Source organism: Drouetiella sp. (genome assembly GCF_059504425.1).
Map to the genome: position 1 here is coordinate 1 of NZ_JCACIN010000016.1, position 16,351 is coordinate 16,351.

The window sequence follows — 16,351 nt, forward strand, 5'->3', positions numbered from 1 at the left end:
CGCTTCTCTACCTCTACAATAATGTCCTAACTCGTTCTCGTAGCGCTATATTGCTTACTTAAGAGGATATCTGAAAAGTATCAAATGTTCTGCATTCGCCCCCCAACCCCCAATTCTGGGGGACTTTCGTTCGCTTGCGTGTGCGAAGCACGTAGCCAGTTCCTATTCAAAGTCCCCCAGAATTGGGGGATTTAGGGGGCGGTTCGGGTAGCAAATTACACTTCTCAGACATCTTCTAAGGGATTTAGACGCACATAGCGCACTTTCTAAATACCCTTTAAGGACTAGCCTAACGCTCAGCTTAGAGTAGCCGGAAGATGAAGGGATAGCGGAAAGACTGTTCAGGAACGCTGAGGCATTGAACGATCGCCCAAGCCGACAGACCACAATGCACCAAGAACCAAACGCCGTTGGCGAGTCCAAAGGTCAGAAATGAGATGGGAATCAAGAGAAGACTGTAGAGCCAAACATTGAAGTGAAAGTTAATCGCTTCTTTTGCATTTTCTTTGACGACCGGGTCTTCTGTGACAAACAGAATGGCGATCGGAATTCCGATAGAAATCACCAGCGAACTCAGAAAAATAGAAGCGTGAGAGAGGCTCGATAGCAGCTTACGTTTATCAGAATCGTACAAACCTTCCATGGTAATCCCCTTATAGCTGAGCGTTTTAATGCTTCTTGTTAACTGAGTTATTAGCTTATATGGTACTGGGTGCTCAGGGGTTACAGATAGTAAAGTTTACCGAACACCTAGGGCGGCAATCTGCGAGATTTTGGCTGAATCTAAAACCTCTAGGCAACCCTAATGAGCTTTATCAGCAGAGCGCCGGAGCGATCGCTTCTCTAATATCTTGTACCAGTTGGTCGATTCGATCTTGAGTTGAGTTCCAGGAACACATGAAGCGAGCGCCGCCCACGCCAATGAACGTGTAGAACAGCCAATTTTTGTCCCTCAGTTGCTGAATGACGGCTTCTGGCAAGGTAACAAACACTGCATTTGCCTCGCGGGGAAACATCAGCTCAACACCCTCAATTTCTAGCAGCTTTTTCTCCAGATAAGCCGCACAGCGATTGGCATGTCGCGCATTTTTAAGCCATGCGCCAGTTTCCAGCAGACCTAGCCAAGGTGCGGCAATGAAGCGCATTTTAGAAGCTAACTGACCCGCCTGCTTACAGCGATAGGCAAAGTCTTCAGCCAGGTCTTTTTTGAAAAACAAAATGGCTTCGCCGATCGCCATGCCGTTTTTTGTGCCGCAGAAGCAGAGCACATCTACTCCGCTCTTCCAAGTGAGTTCAGCAGGGGTGCGGTCTGTAGCAGCAACAGCGTTGGCAAACCGAGCGCCATCCATATGAATTTTGAGGTCATAATGTTGCGCGATCGATTGAATCGCCAATAGCTCATCGATCGTGTAAATCGTGCCTAGCTCGGTCGGCTGTGTGATGCTGATGACTTTGGGCTTGGGATAGTGAATGTCGGTGCGTTTGTTAACAATGGAAGCGATCGATTCGGGCGTGAGTTTGCCCTGTTCCCCTTTTCCCAGCAGCAGTTTAGATCCGTTAGATGCAAATTCTGGTGCGCCGCATTCATCTGTTTCTATGTGCGCCGTCTCATGGCAGATGACGCTGTGATAAGACTGACATAAAGCCGCCAGGGACAAGGAATTAGCGGCAGTGCCGTTAAACACAAAAAACACGTCGCAGTCCGTTTCAAACAGTTCTCTAAAATGATCGGTCGCTCGCTGTGTCCACTCGTCATTGCCGTAGGCAGGTACATCTCCGATATTTGCCTTCAGCATATACTCAAGAACTTCAGGGCAGATGCCAGAAGCGTTATCGCTAGAGAATTGCTCAAGGTAATTAGCCATAGCTGCGGGAGAAATTTAGGAACGGATTGCGTTGAAAACAGGCTAAAAGGATGTCTGAAAAGTGCAGATTCCTACCCGAACCGCCCCCTAAATCCCCCAATTCTGGGGGGCTTTCGTTCGCTTGCGTGTGCGAAGCACGTAGCCAGTTCTTGTTCAAAGTCCCCCAGAATTGGGGGGTTGGGGGGCAAATGCAGGACATTTTATACTTTTCAGATAACCTCTAAATACGCTTTGAAAGGTGAATTTAAGAACAACTTAGGGAACAACTTGTACAGGAGTGCCAACCTTGACTCTTTCAAACAGCTTGACCACATCCTGATCATACATACGAACACATCCATGGGACGCAGGCGTACCCACAGACTCAGCATTAGGCGTACCGTGAAAGCCAATAAAATTAGTGCCATCTGTCCAGAATCCAATCCATCTCGATCCTAACGGATTATCAGCTCCAGGGGGCATCACCTCGCCCGTAAAAGGGTGTTCCCATGCCGGATTGCGAAGCATTTGGAAGACCTGATAGCTGCCTGTAGGCGTTTCCCAACCCGCCCGTCCAATCGCCACCGGGAAACTGGTTTTCACCTGGTCGCGCTCGTAGAGATAGACTCGGCGATCGCTCAATTTAATCACCAGATGCACGTAAGCCAATGGATCGGGCTTGGGTAAGAAGGTTTCGCTTCTGCCCAGCCCAGGCAGTTCCGGGATTATCAACTGTTGAAGTTGCTCTAACTTTGCCTGAAGGGGAGAGCGTGGAGCCGTAGGCGAAGCAGCTTCAGCCGCAGGAGCCGCCACTCCAGAGATGATGAGTTGTAGCAATCCCAGAGGCAACAGGACTGCAAAATTCAAAGCCGATCGCTTCATAAATTCAGTTTCGAGCCGTAAAATTTTGAACTGTACTAGGCTTTCAGCCACTACCTTAGCTTATTTTCTAGAGACACCTTAGCTTATTTCCCAGAGAGCGATCGTATTCATTCTGGCAGATCAGCCTCCAGATTTGCCCTAGCATTTCGCCTCAGCATATCGGGTTTGATCCGGCGCAATGCCGAAGCCGGAAAGCGCTGATCCCATTCTGCATCAGATAAGGTGGCGATCGCTTCCATCTCAGGCGCAACGTTCCAGGGATAAGGCTGAAACTCAGCCACATCCGTTTCTTGGGCAAAGCGCTGATTCCAGGGGCACACGTCCTGACAGATATCACAGCCCGCAACCCAGCCTTGCAGATTGGCAGCGATCGAAGGCGGCAGAGACTCTGCCCGGTTCTCGATCGTGTGATAGGCGATGCAGCGATTGGCATCTACGACGAAAGGCTGGACGATCGCCTCGGTCGGGCAAGCCTCCAAGCAGCGGGTGCAGGTGCCGCAGTGGGGCAGATGAAGGCGATCGATTGTCAGTTGCAAGTTAGTCAAAACCTCGCCCAAAAACACCCAAGAGCCATACTCTCGCGTGATCAAGTTGCTATTTTTTGCAACCCAGCCAATGCCCGCCCGTTCTGCCCAGACTTTATCTTGAATAGGAGCTGTGTCTGAGCAATAGCGGGCTTCGATCGCGCTGCCCTGTGCCTCTAGCCAGACCGACAGCGCCTTCAGCTTTTTGTGCATGATGCGGTGGTAATCCCTGCCCCAGCCGTAGCGAGAGATCTTGGCATACTTTCTGGCGTACTTTTCGCTGTGCAGCGGCTCAGCGGGGCGCTCGTGGGGCGTGTAGTAGTTAAGCGCAACGCAGATGACCGACTGAACGCTGGGTAGGAGCGATCGCACATCTTGACGCTTAGGGTTTGCCATCCATGCCATGTCGGCTTGGTAGCCCCGACCTAGCCAGTTTTGGAGCGAATTGTCCCCCTCTCCTGCAACTTCTGCGGCAGCAATCCCAACTTTGTGAAATCCCAGTTCCAAGGCTTTTTGTTTAATGCGATCGCTATCTACTAGAGGTTGTGCCATTATCGTCATCGGAATCTTTCAAGAAGCCCCGTACCTTCAGGTCGGGGAGGGATAGGAGCTTAGAACGCCGGACGGTCGAAGAAATTGAATTCGATTCATATGGCGACCTTTTATTTGTCCCTGTTATTTATACAGTGGCTTTTTATCCGTCAGAGTGCCAAAGTAGGATTACCCCAACACTGGCATTGTCAATTTCATGTGCTGAATGTCTTTAAAAGAGCTTCATATCCAGACTAAGCAGTACTCGGTAGTGGTATCTAGGTAATGACTACCCCGACTCTAGTACTCAGAGACACGATCGTGCATTGCAGAGCTGCAAGCCGCCCTACCTGCAACGGTATACCTGCAACTTTCCCCTTTCTTCTAGCGTCAATGTCTCCAGACCCATCCCCATCAGTTTTGGCACAAGTGGCGTTGTGTCGCCAAAAATCAAGTGGTTAGGAGACCTGTCAGTCCCTCAAGGAGCGAAACCCCTACTACTATAGGAGTAGAACGTGTGTATTTACCATTGATAACCCGCTATGAGCCTCCCTGTAAAGTGTTCTCCTAACTGCAACACTACGGCTCAGGCAAAGCGAATGCCCACACACACTTCCTGCGACCGATCATGCCTCCGGTGCTACCCTTTGAATTCATTGTGACGGGGAAACCCATTTCCCATCAGACTAAAGATAAAAAGCGTCTGCAAGCCTGGAAAACCCAGGTGCGAGATATGGCGATCGCCTGTTGGTCATCCTCTCAACCGACAGGCGACTCCGTGCGCGTGGTGATCACTCACTACTATGATGTAATTCCTGGTAATGAGCATGTTGTGCCAGACAGTGACAACATTGTGAAACCAGTGCGTGATGCCTTAAACGGCGTCATCTATGTTGACGACTATCAGATCACTGACTTTGTCAGTCGGCGGCGGAGCTTAGATGGCTCATTTCGGGTCAAAGGAATGTCGCTAGTGCTCGCCAAAGGGTTTTGTAGTGGTGAAGAGTTTCTACACATTCGGATTGAAACGGCTCCCGACCCCACAGCGCTAGACTAGCAGCGCTGGCTCACACCAGCTGAAAATGAGCATGAAAGATTATTAAACAACATAGAAACTTTACTCTTTTCCTAGGGCATCTATAATAGAGGACTCATGGACTTGACTTTAACGCCCTTTGAGGGATTATAGGAGTAGGCATTTATTTATCCCTATGCGTCACCTGGCAGACCTAAACCCACTCGAACACCAACGCCTTCTCAGGATAGCGCGAGAATATCGGCAGCAAGGCTATGCGGTCACGCTGTATCCTTCTTCAGAAGAGTTGCCAGCCGCCCTCGCTAACTGCGCACTGGATTTAATTGCCACGAGTGCAGCCAAAACCGTAGTTGTGGAAGTGCGCACGCGCGAGAACTTAACCCTCAATGGGGCAGAAGACCTCCGTACGCTGACTAAACAAGTGCAGCAAGTCCCCGGCTGGGAATTTGAGCTGGTGGTGACCAACCCTCGCAAGCAGGCTAGCTAACAACGTCTCGATTAGCTTAGGCGCTTTCTAGGAAATAAAATATTCGTAAGGACAGATTAGTCCTCCAGTTTTGGTGACCTTTCTTCCCTTCAACAGAAAGCCGCGTATGACAAAGCAGGGCTTAGTTTTATTACAAGACGAATACTTGTCCTGACACTATCCACAGACTTCTGGAATCTTACTGCTTAAGTAGGACGTCTTCCTATAAAAATATTTTTAGAATGTGCGCAAATCCCGTGTTAATCGCACATTAGCCCACAAGAAGGTACCGCTGAGTATGACTAAGCTTGTTGACAAGATCGAACGATCGAACAGTAGCCCTACTGATTTGAGAAACCAAGAAGTCATTTATCCAGTCAGAGATTCGCAATACGGGGATTTAGAAACTCCCATTAACTCCTCAGTTTTTGTGCGTAGGTTTGTGGGTAATCTCTCTGCTTATCGTCCTGGTCTATCCCCTTTGAGGAGAGGTTTGGAAGTTGGCTTAGCGCATGGGTATCTTTTAGTAGGTCCCTTTGCAAAGTTTAATCCCCTACGTTACACCGAATCAGGGACTCTAGTTGCACTGCTATCTACCCTCGGTCTAGTCCTGATTTCGAGTGTACTTATCGTCCTATACGCAGCTAGCAATCCTCCAAAACCTCTCTCTGCAACTGCTGCACCTACTCCGCCCGATGCTTTTCAGTCTAAGAAAGGCTGGAATGATTATGCGAAAGGATTTCTTTTGGGAGGGGCTGTCGGCGCGATCGCTGCTTACTTCATCCTGGCAAACTTTGACGTTTACGGAAATTTTCTGACCCTGATTGGTGCAAAGTAGATTGAGCATTCAGTTACACATTGTCAGCACCTATTCGGGAACAGATTTTATCAAACCCCACGTTTGGGGATGCCATGTTCAAAGATGTTACGTCAATGGCTGCCGCGCGATCTGCATAGATCATGACATTAGGGTGCAGTTGGAGAACTGATGCTGGACATTGAGGATTAACTTGACCAAGAAAAGCCTCTGAAAAAGCGGTTCTTTTCTCTGCACCCGTAACCACTAACAAAATTTCTCGCGATGCCAGAATAGGGCTAATTCCCATTGTGATGGCTCGTTCAGGAACGGCTTCTCCTTCTAGAAAAAAGCGAGCGTTTGCGGCTTGCGTTGAGCGATCGAGAGTCACTACATGCGTCTGGGAAGAGAAGCTCGTTCCGGGTTCGTTGAAGGCAATATGACCATTTCTACCTATGCCAAGAAGCTGTAGATCAATTCCTCCAGCTTCAGCAATTTTCGCTTCATATTGAACAGCCTCTTGGTCAGGATTCATCGACATTCCATCCGGCAAATGCGTACGTTGAGGATCAATATCCGTATGGTCAAACAGCAGGCGTTGCATTGTGGCACGATATGAGGCAGGGTGCGCTGGTGCAAGACCTATGTACTCATCTAGGTTAAAAGTTGTGGCGAAGCGAAAGCTAAGTCCTGTTCGTCTATGGCGCTCAACCAAGTGGTGATATAAGCTCTCCATGGTGCCACCTGTTGCGAGACCCAGGACAATATTAGGTGAGATGTAAAGTCGCTCAGCTATTAGATCGGCGGCAGCATAGGCAGCTTCGATCGCAGTGCCATAAACATTTATCTGCATACCTGGTAAACATTTTAGATTGACGTAGATTCCCTTTTAACTTACGGCGACATCCATCCTAGGATAGACTTCTTCATCCATGATTTTGTAGATAATGGACGAAGCTTTACCTGAGATTATCTCCTGCTCAAGCCTCTTGCGAGCTATCTTTGGATAGAAAATTTAGGATAGTCATCAAGATGGCATTAGATCTCAGGTTTTGAGCTGCCTGAAACTTTTCTGCAAAGGATCAAGTGATGTCAACTGCTCAAGCCGTTCTCGATACCGATAGCCTCGATCTCAAACAGTTGCTCAAGACGCTCACAGAAGTCAAAAAGGGGAACTTCTCTGCTCGAATGTCAACCGAGCAAACTGGGCTGATGGGTAAAGTCGCCAGCACTCTGAACGACATCATTGAGATGAATGAGCGGCTGACCAATGAACTAGAGCATGTAGGCACGATCGTCGGTAAAGAGGGCAAAATTGACGAGCGGGCATCCTTGGGCAGCGCCAAAGGTTCGTGGAAAGCCTGTGTCACCTCTGTGAATACGATGATCACAGATTTGGTGCAGCCTACAGCCGAGACAGCAAGAGTGATTCGGGCGGTGGCGAATGGCGACTTATCCCAGACGATCGCTTCGGGCATCGGCGGCAGGCCCTTAAAGGGCGAGTTTCTGCAAACGGCAACGATCGTCAATACTATGGTCGATCAGCTCAATTCCTTTGCCTCTGAGGTGACGCGGGTTGCCCGTGAGGTGGGAACTGAAGGCAAGCTGGGGGTGCAGGCAGAGGTTCCAGGAGTAGCAGGCACCTGGAAGGACTTGACCGACAGCGTGAATCTGATGGCGGGAAACCTGACGGCGCAGGTGCGGAATATTGCCGAAGTGACGACAGCTGTTGCCAACGGCGATCTCTCCAAGAAAATCACGGTAGATGTGAAAGGTGAGATTCTGGAGCTAAAAAACACGATCAACATCATGGTCGATCAGCTCAACTCTTTTGCCTCCGAGGTGACGCGGGTTGCCCGTGAGGTGGGAACTGAGGGCAAGCTGGGGGTGCAGGCAGAGGTGTCGGGGGTTGCGGGTACCTGGAAAGATTTGACGGATAATGTGAACTCAATGGCGGGCAACCTGACGGGACAGGTGCGGAACATTGCAGAAGTGGCAACAGCGATCGCCAATGGCGACCTCTCTAAAAAAATTACGGTGGACGTGAAGGGCGAGATCCTGGAGCTGAAGAACACGATCAACATCATGGTCGATCAGCTCAACTCTTTTGCCTCCGAGGTGACGCGGGTTGCCCGTGAGGTGGGTTCTGAGGGCAAGCTGGGCGGTCAGGCGCAAGTTCCTGGCGTTGCGGGTACCTGGAAAGATCTGACGGATAATGTGAACTCGATGGCAGGGAACCTGACAGGACAGGTGCGAAACATCGCCGAAGTGGCAACGGCGATCGCCAATGGCGACCTCTCCAAAAAAATCACGGTTCAGGTTAAAGGTGAAATTCTGGAGCTGAAGAACACGATCAACATCATGGTGGATCAGCTCAGCTCCTTTGCCTCTGAGGTGACGCGGGTTGCCCGTGAGGTGGGTTCTGAGGGAAAGCTGGGGGTGCAAGCCGATGTCCGAGGGGTTGCCGGAACCTGGAAAGATTTGACCGACTCGGTCAACTTTATGGCGGGTAGTTTGACGGCACAGGTGCGAAATATTGCCGAAGTGACGACAGCGGTGGCAAACGGCGATCTCTCTAAAAAAATCACGGTAGACGTAAAGGGCGAGATCCTAGAGCTGAAGAACACGATTAACACAATGGTAGATCAGCTCAACTCCTTTGCCTCTGAGGTGACGCGAGTTGCCCGTGAGGTGGGTTCTGAGGGCAAGCTGGGGGTGCAGGCCTACGTGCGAGGCGTGGGTGGCACCTGGAAAGACCTGACGGATAACGTGAATTCGATGGCGGGGAACCTGACAGCACAGGTGCGGAACATTGCTGAAGTGGCAACAGCGATCGCCAATGGTAACCTGTCTAAGAAAATCACGGTGGATGTCAAAGGCGAAATCCTCGATTTGAAGAATACCATTAATACAATGGTGGATCAGCTCAGCTCCTTTGCCTCTGAGGTGACGCGGGTTGCCCGTGAGGTGGGCACGGAAGGAAAGCTGGGAGGACAGGCACAGGTGACAGGGGTTGCAGGCACCTGGAAAGATTTGACGGATAACGTGAATTCGATGGCGGGAAACCTGACGGCACAGGTGCGGGGGATTGCAAAAGTTGTGACCGCCGTTGCTAATGGGGACTTGAAGCGGAAACTGATGCTGGATGCAAAAGGGGAAATTGAAACCCTAGCAGATACGATCAATGAGATGATCGACACGCTGGCAACTTTTGCCGATCAGGTGACGACTGTTGCCCGTGAAGTGGGCATTGAAGGGAAGCTAGGCGGACAGGCAAAGGTGCCGGGAGCCGCAGGCACCTGGCGCGATCTGACCGATAATGTGAATGAACTAGCGGCGAACTTAACCACACAGGTGAGAGCGATTGCTGAAGTGGCAACGGCAGTGACCAAGGGTGACTTGACCCGATCGATCGCCGTGGCTGCGGAGGGAGAAGTCGCCATCCTCAAGGACAATATCAACCAAATGATTGCCAACCTGCGAGAAACAACGCAGAAAAATACAGAGCAAGATTGGCTGAAAACTAACCTGGCAAAATTTACGCGGATGTTGCAGGGTCAACGCGATTTAGAAACGGTCTCTAAGCTGATTTTGTCGGAACTCGCGCCTTTAGTTTCGGCTCAGCATGGCGTGTTCTATCTCATGGAAGGTAGTGACCATACTTACTTGAAGCTGCTCACTACTTACGCCTACCGTGAGCGCAAGCATCTAGCAAACCGTTTTCAGTTGGGCGAAGGGTTAGTTGGGCAATGTGCCTTGGAGAAAGAGCGAATTCTGCTGACGGAAGTGCCTGATAACTACATCACCATTAGCTCTGGTTTAGGGGAATCAACCCCTAGAAATGTTGTCGTTTTACCTGTTCTGTTTGAGGGTCAAGTCACGGCTGTAGTCGAGCTGGCATCCTTTAATCGGTTTAACGAAATTCACCTGACGTTCTTCGATCAGTTGACTGAGAGCATTGCAATCGTCCTGAATACGATCGCTGCCAGTATGAGAACAGAGGAATTGCTCAAACAATCTCAATCTCTGGCAGAAGAACTGCAAACTCAGCAGAAAGAACTCACCGAAACCAACCAGCGCTTAGAGCAACAGGCGCAATCGCTGCGGGCTTCGGAGGAGCTGCTAAAGAATCAGCAAGAGCAACTTCAGCAAACCAACGATGATTTGGAGGAAAAAGCCGAGCTTTTGGTGTTGCAAAATCGGGAAGTTGAGCGGAAAAACAGCGAAATTGAGCAAGCTCGTCAGTCTTTGGAGGAAAAAGCGAAGCAGCTCGCCATGACCTCAAAATACAAGTCGGAATTTCTGGCGAATATGTCCCACGAGCTGCGGACTCCGCTGAATAGCCTGCTGATTTTGGCGAGATTGTTGGGAGATAACAGCGCTGAAAACTTGACCAGTAAGCAGGTTGAGTATGCCCGCACTATTTACTCGTCTGGCAACGATCTGCTGTCGCTGATCAACGACATTCTGGATTTGGCTAAAATCGAGTCAGGTACGATGTCAGTCAATCTTGATCAGACTTTGTTTACCGAACTTCAGGTTCATCTCGATCGCACCTTCCGCCAAACTGCGATCGATCGCAATTTAGATTTCTTCATTCAGCTTGATGAGCATCTGCCTTGCACGCTTTATACAGATTCCAAGCGTCTTCAGCAGGTGCTTAAAAATCTTCTTTCTAATGCCTTTAAGTTTACAGAGCAGGGTCAAGTTAGTCTACACATAGGTTTGGCAACCCAGGGCTGGAGTCCCACCCATGAATCGCTCAATCGAGCCAGCTCAGTCATTGCTTTTGCCGTGCGCGATACCGGAATTGGCATAGCTTCTGACAAGCAGCGGGTGATTTTTGAAGCCTTTCAACAGGCTGATGGTACGACCTCGCGTAAGTATGGCGGCACAGGCTTAGGTTTGTCCATTAGCCGCGAAATCGCTCAGCTTCTGGGAGGTGAGATTCATCTGGTGAGCAGGGTGAAGCAAGGCAGCACGTTTACCCTTTATCTCCCTCAAACCTATGAGGCAGTTGAAAGTCGAGAAGCAACTGATCTGCAAAGAAGAGAACGGCAAATGAGGTGGGGGGCGATCGATGCGCTTCCACCCGCTTTTCTACCTTCCTCGGATTCCTTCGTGTCCCCTGAGAGAATAGACGATCGGGAGACTTTACAGCCCAGCGATCGCGTTTTGCTGATTGTCGAAGATGATCTCAAGTTTGCCCGCATTCTACTGGATATGGCTCGACAGCAGGGCTTCAAGGGACTCATTGCTGCCCGCAGCGATCTAGGACTAGAGATGGTGCGAGAGTTCAAACCTACCGCAATCATGCTAGATATTCGATTGCCCGGAATGGACGGCTGGACGGTGCTAGATCGCCTGAAGCATGACCCCAATACCCGTGATATTCCGGTTCATATTATGTCGGTAGAAGAAGGACAGCAGCGTAGTTTACAGATGGGTGCGATCGCCTTTTTACAAAAACCTATTAGTCGTGAAACGCTTTTGGATACCTTGGCAAATATCAAAGAGTTTGTCGAGCGATCGGTAAAAAATTTGCTGGTGGTGGAAGACGACGAGATTCAACGCCAGAGCCTTGTAAATCTGCTCAGCGGCAGCAATATTACCGTCACGGCAGCGGAGACGGGAGCCACAGCGCTAGAAACATTGAAGTCTGCACAGTTCGACTGCATTGTAGTGGATTTGATGCTGCCAGATATGACTGGAGGAGAACTGATTGAGCAGATCAAGCAAGATGATTCCCTTATAGATTTGCCCATCATCATCTATACCGGGAAGGAGTTGGTATCTGAAGAAGAAAACAGCCTGCGACAACTTTCTGACATCATTATTCTCAAAGATGCTCAATCACCTGAACGGCTCTTGGCTGAAACTGCGTTATTTCTGAATCAAGTCCAGGCAAACTTGTTAGAGCAACACCCTCAGCAACAGCTAGAACAGCCTCAAAGCAACGCGATTCTCATCGATAAGAAAGTTTTAATTGTCGATGATGATGTTCGCAACATTTTTGCCTTGACTAGCCTGTTAGAGCAATACCAGATGCAGGTGATCTATGCGGAAAACGGGCGAGACGGCATGACGCAGCTTCAAAATAATCTTGACACTGCTGTGGTTCTAATGGATTTAATGATGCCCGATATGGATGGTTATGAAACTATGCAAACCATTCGGCAGATTGAGCAATTTCGATCGCTTCCCATGATTGCGCTGACGGCAAAAGCTATGAGGGGCGATCGAGAAAAGTGTATTGAAGCAGGAGCCTCTGACTACATCACCAAACCTGTCGATGTTGAACAGCTTTTATCCCTACTGCGACTCTATTTGTATCAGCCTCCGCATGAGTGAAATCGTACTTCAATCATTTTCTAAAGTGTAGATAGAAACGAATGGCAAAACCATGGCTTACTCAAATTCAAAGCTGATGATATATGTCAAATCAATTGTTGAATCAACCTAAAGCTAGTATTCTTTTAGTCGATGACCATCCTGAAAATTTAGTGGCGCTGGATGCCATCTTAGCGAAACTGGGGCAAAATCTTGTCACTGCCAAATCAGGAACGGAAGCTTTAAAGTGCCTGCTGAATCAAGATTTTGCGGTCATTTTATTGGATGTTCAGATGCCTCAAATGGATGGTCTTGAAACGGCAGCCTTGATTCGAAAACGACAGCGATCGCGCACTACGCCGATTATCTTTCTGACTGCCTTCAATACAGAAGATGATTTTGTTTTCAAAGGCTACGCTCTCAAGGCAGTAGATTATCTATTTAAGCCGATCGAGCCAGAAATTCTGCTTTCAAAAGTAGAAGTCTTTGTCGAACTCTATCAAAAAACAGAGGCTCTCAAGCAGCAAGCTCTACAGTTGGCAGCAGCTAATGAACAGCTAAAGCGCAGCGAAGAGCAGTTTCGCTCTCTCAGCGCCTGTGCTCCGATCGGCATTTTTCTCACCGATCTTGAAGGAAAATTTACCTACACTAATCCCCAATGTCAGTCAATTTGTGGATTTGATTTAGAGGAAAGTTTTGATGCTTGGGCAAATTCTCTTCATCCAGACGATCGCGAGCAGGTGTTATCTACTCAATGGAACAATCGCGACCGTCAGCAGACCTCTGTGATTGAATATCGCTTTCATCCCCAGGCAGAAGTGACTCGTTGGGTTAGCGTCCGCTTTGCGCCCATGATTTCTGACGTTGGAGAACTGATTGGGTATATCGGGGCAGTCGAAGACATTACCGATCGCAAGCAGGCGCAGGAAACGCAATTTCATCTCATCCGCGAACAGGTGGCGCGTCAAGAAGCAGAAACTCACAATCGCATGAAGGATGAATTTCTGGCAGTACTCTCCCACGAACTCCGCACTCCCCTCAACTCTATTTTAGGATGGGCGAAGCTGCTCCGTGCCCATCCTCTAGAACCTGAAAAGGCGACCCGTGCGCTAGAAACTATTGAGCGTAATGCCGAACTTCAGGCTAATCTGATTGCGGATATTTTGGACGTATCTCAAATTATTCAGGGTAAGCTCCAGCTCAATTGCGCAATGCTCTCTTTAGTGCCGATCGTCGAGGCAGCTCTGGACACAGCCAGCCCTCTCGCCGCGGCAAAAGCCATTCAACTAGAGGCAAACATCGACCCTACGGTGGGCTTTGTCTCAATAGACCCTACTCGCATGCAGCAAATTGTGGGAAATCTTTTGTCTAACGCCATCAAGTTCACGCCGCCTGGAGGTAACGTTGAGGTGCACCTAGAGCAAGCAAATTCTTATGCGCAAATACGGGTCATCGATACGGGTATCGGCATTCCCAACGATTTCTTACCCTATATCTTCGATCGCTTTCGGCAAGCAGATAGCAGTACAACGCGAGGACAAGGCGGACTGGGATTAGGATTAGCGATCGTCCACCATTTAGTCTCTCTGCATAATGGCAAAATTACGGCAGCTAGTCCAGGAAAAGGACAAGGGGCAACCTTTACGGTCGAACTGCCAATATCCCCTGCGAGTGATGCCGTACAGTCAGAAATCGATCGGTCAACAGACCCTCAACAGGGAGACCCGCAGACACAGACGGATACGGTGAGAAGCCTGTAGAGAGAGGTTACATAGCAGCTTTTAGCCACAGCGATCGCTTGATCGACAGTCAAGCGGACAAGCATCGTCTAGGACTGAAAATTTAATGCTGAAAGATCTCTTGAGCTTCAGGTTCGGCACCAGGTGCTTCAGCTGGATAGGAAGAATTCACTAGGTAGATCTCTCCAGCCTTGATGAACACTAATGCCGCGGCAGTGAACATAAAAAAGCACAGGTTCTCTCCTAAATGCAGAGATTTTCTAGAACGAGAATAGGTCATATCTACCTCTAAAAGCTATTTTAACTGTCTCATTGTTTCAATTTTTGTGTCCATTTGGTTACTCCTTCGAGTAGAAATTTTAACTCCCCTAAAAAATGGGAAATCGTACCTTAGAGAGATACGTCCTCGACAAACTATGGCTAGAAAAGAGATAGGGCGCAAACCAAACTTTCACAATATTCTTTCGCGGTGGTAAAAGCATTCTCGAAAGATGTTCTTGCAGAGAGGATAGCAATGTTTGCGATACCTATTCGTATTTTACTTGTGGACGACGATGCAGCTTTTCTCTATGCCTTGTCAGAGGGCATACATCGCCATTTTGAAGTATCGGAAGAGACGGTAGAGATTATCACCTGTCAATCTGCGACGGAGGCTTTTCGGCAAGTTGAAACGTCTGACTTTGACGTAATTATTAGCGATATCCGAATGCCTGTCATGGATGGGCTTGAGCTACTGGATATCATGCGAGTGTGGCAACCTGGAACCCCTGTCCTGCTTGCTAGCAGCCACGAAGACTACGAGGTAGCCGTTCAGGCATTACGGGGAGGCGCTTATGACTTGCTTCAGAAACCGATCGAATGGGATCATTTCATGACCTCCTTCAAGAGCGCCGTACAAGCCCGACAGATCGACCGGATGCAAAAAGAAATTGCAACTCAACAATCTTCTGTCAATTCATGGACTTTGCTGAGAGGAATTAAAGTCTTGCTGGTTGATGACGATCGCGATGGATGCGAAATGCAGCGCATGGCTCTCCAGGCTTACGGTGCAAACGTGACTGCCGTTAATTCCGCAGAGGCGGCACTGAACGTACTTAAAAGCCTTAATCCTGATGTTATTGTCAGCGATATTCGGATGCCGCAAACCGATGGCTATGATTTTATGCAGGAAGTAAGACGGCAATCGTCTTACTCTAGTGGAGAAGTTCCCGCAGTTGCCTTAACTGCCTATGCCCGAAATGAAGATCGTACGCGTGCACTGAATGCGGGTTTTCAGCTGCAACTGACAAAGCCTGTCAAGCCTGCTACGCTGGCACTCACGATCATCGGTTTGTTAAAAGGGGAAGGCTGGCGATAAGTTCAAAAGATCTGTCTTGCAGTGAGTCGGCAGCACTTTCAAATTCAGCAATGCCCAAATTCATATCTCTGCCTGGGGCTATGTGCAAAACTTGTCAGGGGACAGCTACTTCTTGGTACGATAATTTCTCAGGGATCTCTATGTCTGCCGCGACGCTCGCTTTGAGACTTCGCAAGTTTGTTGCAATGCTCTAATATCTAGTGCTCTAATTCTACAGAAAATTTCTCTATCGGATGCTTAGTTGCTGAGCTGGGCTTGTATAAGTAGCCTCCAAATAATATGACGACGATCGCACTTTACATTGCTACTAGCTTGGACGGTTATATTGCTCGAAAAAATGGCAGTGTGGATTGGCTCTCAACAGTTGAGACAGGTGAAACTGATTATGGTTACGCCGACTTTTATCAGTCAGTCGATGCACTGGTCATGGGGCGAAAGACCTATGAGGCTTCGGTTGCCTTAGGTTCTGGGGAGTGGGTTTATCCTGGCAAGCCCTGCTATGTGTTCACTCGTCAATATCAAACGTCTAAGCAAAGTGATGTATTTTTTACTTCAGGATTGCCCGATCGATTTGTTCGAGATATGGCAGCAGAAGGATTGCAGCGGGTTTGGCTAGTGGGTGGAGCTGAACTGGTTGCATCTTTTCTCAAACTACAATTAATTGATGAATTTATTCTCTCGATCGTCCCAATTTTTTTGGGCGAAGGAATTTCTTTGTTCACGCCACCTAGTTCAGAAGTTAGCTTGACGGTGACTGATGTGCAACAGTATCCCAGCGGATTAGTGCAGTTAAAATACAAACAAATTGACCGCGCTAGATCAATCCTCTCATGAATCATTAAAATG

At 48.8% G+C, this 16,351-nt stretch carries 12 protein-coding genes and 1 pseudogene; 7 read left to right on the forward strand and 6 right to left on the reverse strand.

Annotation, left to right across the window (positions count from 1 at the left end):
- Positions 1-301: 301 nt before the first annotated feature.
- From AC5JMP_RS03305 to queG, 4 genes are all read right to left on the reverse strand, one after another.
- Positions 302-634, reverse strand: coding sequence for a DUF4870 domain-containing protein (locus AC5JMP_RS03305; protein WP_495850062.1), 333 nt, complete (start codon positions 632-634; stop codon positions 302-304).
- A gap of 181 nt (positions 635-815) precedes the next feature.
- Positions 816-1,865 carry a threonine aldolase family protein gene (locus AC5JMP_RS03310; RefSeq protein ID WP_495850003.1) on the reverse strand — a complete coding sequence of 350 codons (1,050 nt, stop codon included), beginning with the start codon at positions 1,863-1,865 and terminating at the stop codon, positions 816-818.
- A gap of 255 nt (positions 1,866-2,120) precedes the next feature.
- Positions 2,121-2,777 carry a L,D-transpeptidase gene (locus AC5JMP_RS03315; protein WP_495850004.1) on the reverse strand — a complete coding sequence of 219 codons (657 nt, stop codon included), beginning with the start codon at positions 2,775-2,777 and terminating at the stop codon, positions 2,121-2,123.
- A 56-nt stretch (positions 2,778-2,833) separates the two neighbouring features.
- Positions 2,834-3,811, reverse strand: a complete 978-nt coding sequence (gene queG / locus AC5JMP_RS03320; protein WP_495850005.1) for a tRNA epoxyqueuosine(34) reductase QueG — start codon at positions 3,809-3,811, stop codon at positions 2,834-2,836.
- A gap of 598 nt (positions 3,812-4,409) precedes the next feature.
- Between queG and AC5JMP_RS03325 the strand changes: the two genes are divergently transcribed.
- From AC5JMP_RS03325 to AC5JMP_RS03335, 3 genes are all read left to right on the forward strand, one after another.
- Positions 4,410-4,838 carry a RusA family crossover junction endodeoxyribonuclease gene (locus AC5JMP_RS03325; RefSeq protein WP_495850006.1) on the forward strand — a complete coding sequence of 143 codons (429 nt, stop codon included), beginning with the start codon at positions 4,410-4,412 and terminating at the stop codon, positions 4,836-4,838.
- A 154-nt stretch (positions 4,839-4,992) separates the two neighbouring features.
- Positions 4,993-5,304 carry a hypothetical protein gene (locus tag AC5JMP_RS03330; protein WP_495850007.1) on the forward strand — a complete coding sequence of 104 codons (312 nt, stop codon included), beginning with the start codon at positions 4,993-4,995 and terminating at the stop codon, positions 5,302-5,304.
- Positions 5,305-5,581: 277 nt separating this feature from the next.
- A complete protein-coding gene (locus AC5JMP_RS03335) occupies positions 5,582-6,121 on the forward strand; it encodes a photosystem I reaction center subunit XI (RefSeq protein ID WP_495850008.1) in 540 nt (179 codons plus the stop codon).
- Positions 6,122-6,134: 13 nt separating this feature from the next.
- Here the strand turns inward: AC5JMP_RS03335 and nagB are convergent, their stop codons facing one another.
- On the reverse strand, positions 6,135-6,932 hold the full coding sequence (gene nagB, locus AC5JMP_RS03340) for a glucosamine-6-phosphate deaminase (RefSeq protein ID WP_495850009.1): 798 nt from the start codon (positions 6,930-6,932) through the stop codon (positions 6,135-6,137).
- A 236-nt stretch (positions 6,933-7,168) separates the two neighbouring features.
- Between nagB and AC5JMP_RS03345 the strand changes: the two genes are divergently transcribed.
- Positions 7,169-12,430: a HAMP domain-containing protein gene (locus AC5JMP_RS03345; protein ID WP_495850010.1), complete on the forward strand. Its 5,262-nt coding sequence runs from the start codon at positions 7,169-7,171 to the stop codon at positions 12,428-12,430.
- An 83-nt stretch (positions 12,431-12,513) separates the two neighbouring features.
- Positions 12,514-14,073: pseudogene (locus AC5JMP_RS03350) on the forward strand (hybrid sensor histidine kinase/response regulator); the annotation flags it as partial.
- A gap of 178 nt (positions 14,074-14,251) precedes the next feature.
- Here the strand turns inward: AC5JMP_RS03350 and AC5JMP_RS03355 are convergent.
- Entirely contained in the window at positions 14,252-14,428 is a 177-nt protein-coding gene (locus AC5JMP_RS03355; protein ID WP_495850011.1) for a hypothetical protein, read from the reverse strand.
- 234 nt (positions 14,429-14,662) lie between these two features.
- Here AC5JMP_RS03355 and AC5JMP_RS03360 point away from each other — a divergent pair, with 234 nt between their 5' ends.
- On the forward strand, positions 14,663-15,505 hold the full coding sequence (locus tag AC5JMP_RS03360; protein ID WP_495850012.1) for a response regulator: 843 nt from the start codon (positions 14,663-14,665) through the stop codon (positions 15,503-15,505).
- Between the two features lie 279 nt (positions 15,506-15,784).
- A complete protein-coding gene (locus AC5JMP_RS03365; RefSeq protein ID WP_495850013.1) occupies positions 15,785-16,339 on the forward strand; it encodes a dihydrofolate reductase family protein in 555 nt (184 codons plus the stop codon).
- Positions 16,340-16,351 lie beyond the last annotated feature (12 nt).

Bases quoted from the DNA above. Each gene is read 5' to 3' on its own strand.
- AC5JMP_RS03310 (WP_495850003.1), bottom strand. From the start codon at position 1,865: ATGGCTAATTACCTTGAGCAATTCTCTAGCGATAACGCTTCTGGCATC.
- queG (WP_495850005.1), bottom strand. From the start codon at position 3,811: ATGACGATAATGGCACAACCTCTAGTAGATAGCGATCGCATTAAACAA.
- AC5JMP_RS03325 (WP_495850006.1), top strand. From the start codon at position 4,410: ATGCCTCCGGTGCTACCCTTTGAATTCATTGTGACGGGGAAACCCATT.
- AC5JMP_RS03330 (WP_495850007.1), top strand. From the start codon at position 4,993: ATGCGTCACCTGGCAGACCTAAACCCACTCGAACACCAACGCCTTCTC.
- AC5JMP_RS03335 (WP_495850008.1), top strand. From the start codon at position 5,582: ATGACTAAGCTTGTTGACAAGATCGAACGATCGAACAGTAGCCCTACT.
- nagB (WP_495850009.1), bottom strand. From the start codon at position 6,932: ATGCAGATAAATGTTTATGGCACTGCGATCGAAGCTGCCTATGCTGCC.
- AC5JMP_RS03345 (WP_495850010.1), top strand. From the start codon at position 7,169: ATGTCAACTGCTCAAGCCGTTCTCGATACCGATAGCCTCGATCTCAAA.
- AC5JMP_RS03355 (WP_495850011.1), bottom strand. From the start codon at position 14,428: ATGACCTATTCTCGTTCTAGAAAATCTCTGCATTTAGGAGAGAACCTG.
- AC5JMP_RS03360 (WP_495850012.1), top strand. From the start codon at position 14,663: ATGTTTGCGATACCTATTCGTATTTTACTTGTGGACGACGATGCAGCT.
- AC5JMP_RS03365 (WP_495850013.1), top strand. From the start codon at position 15,785: ATGACGACGATCGCACTTTACATTGCTACTAGCTTGGACGGTTATATT.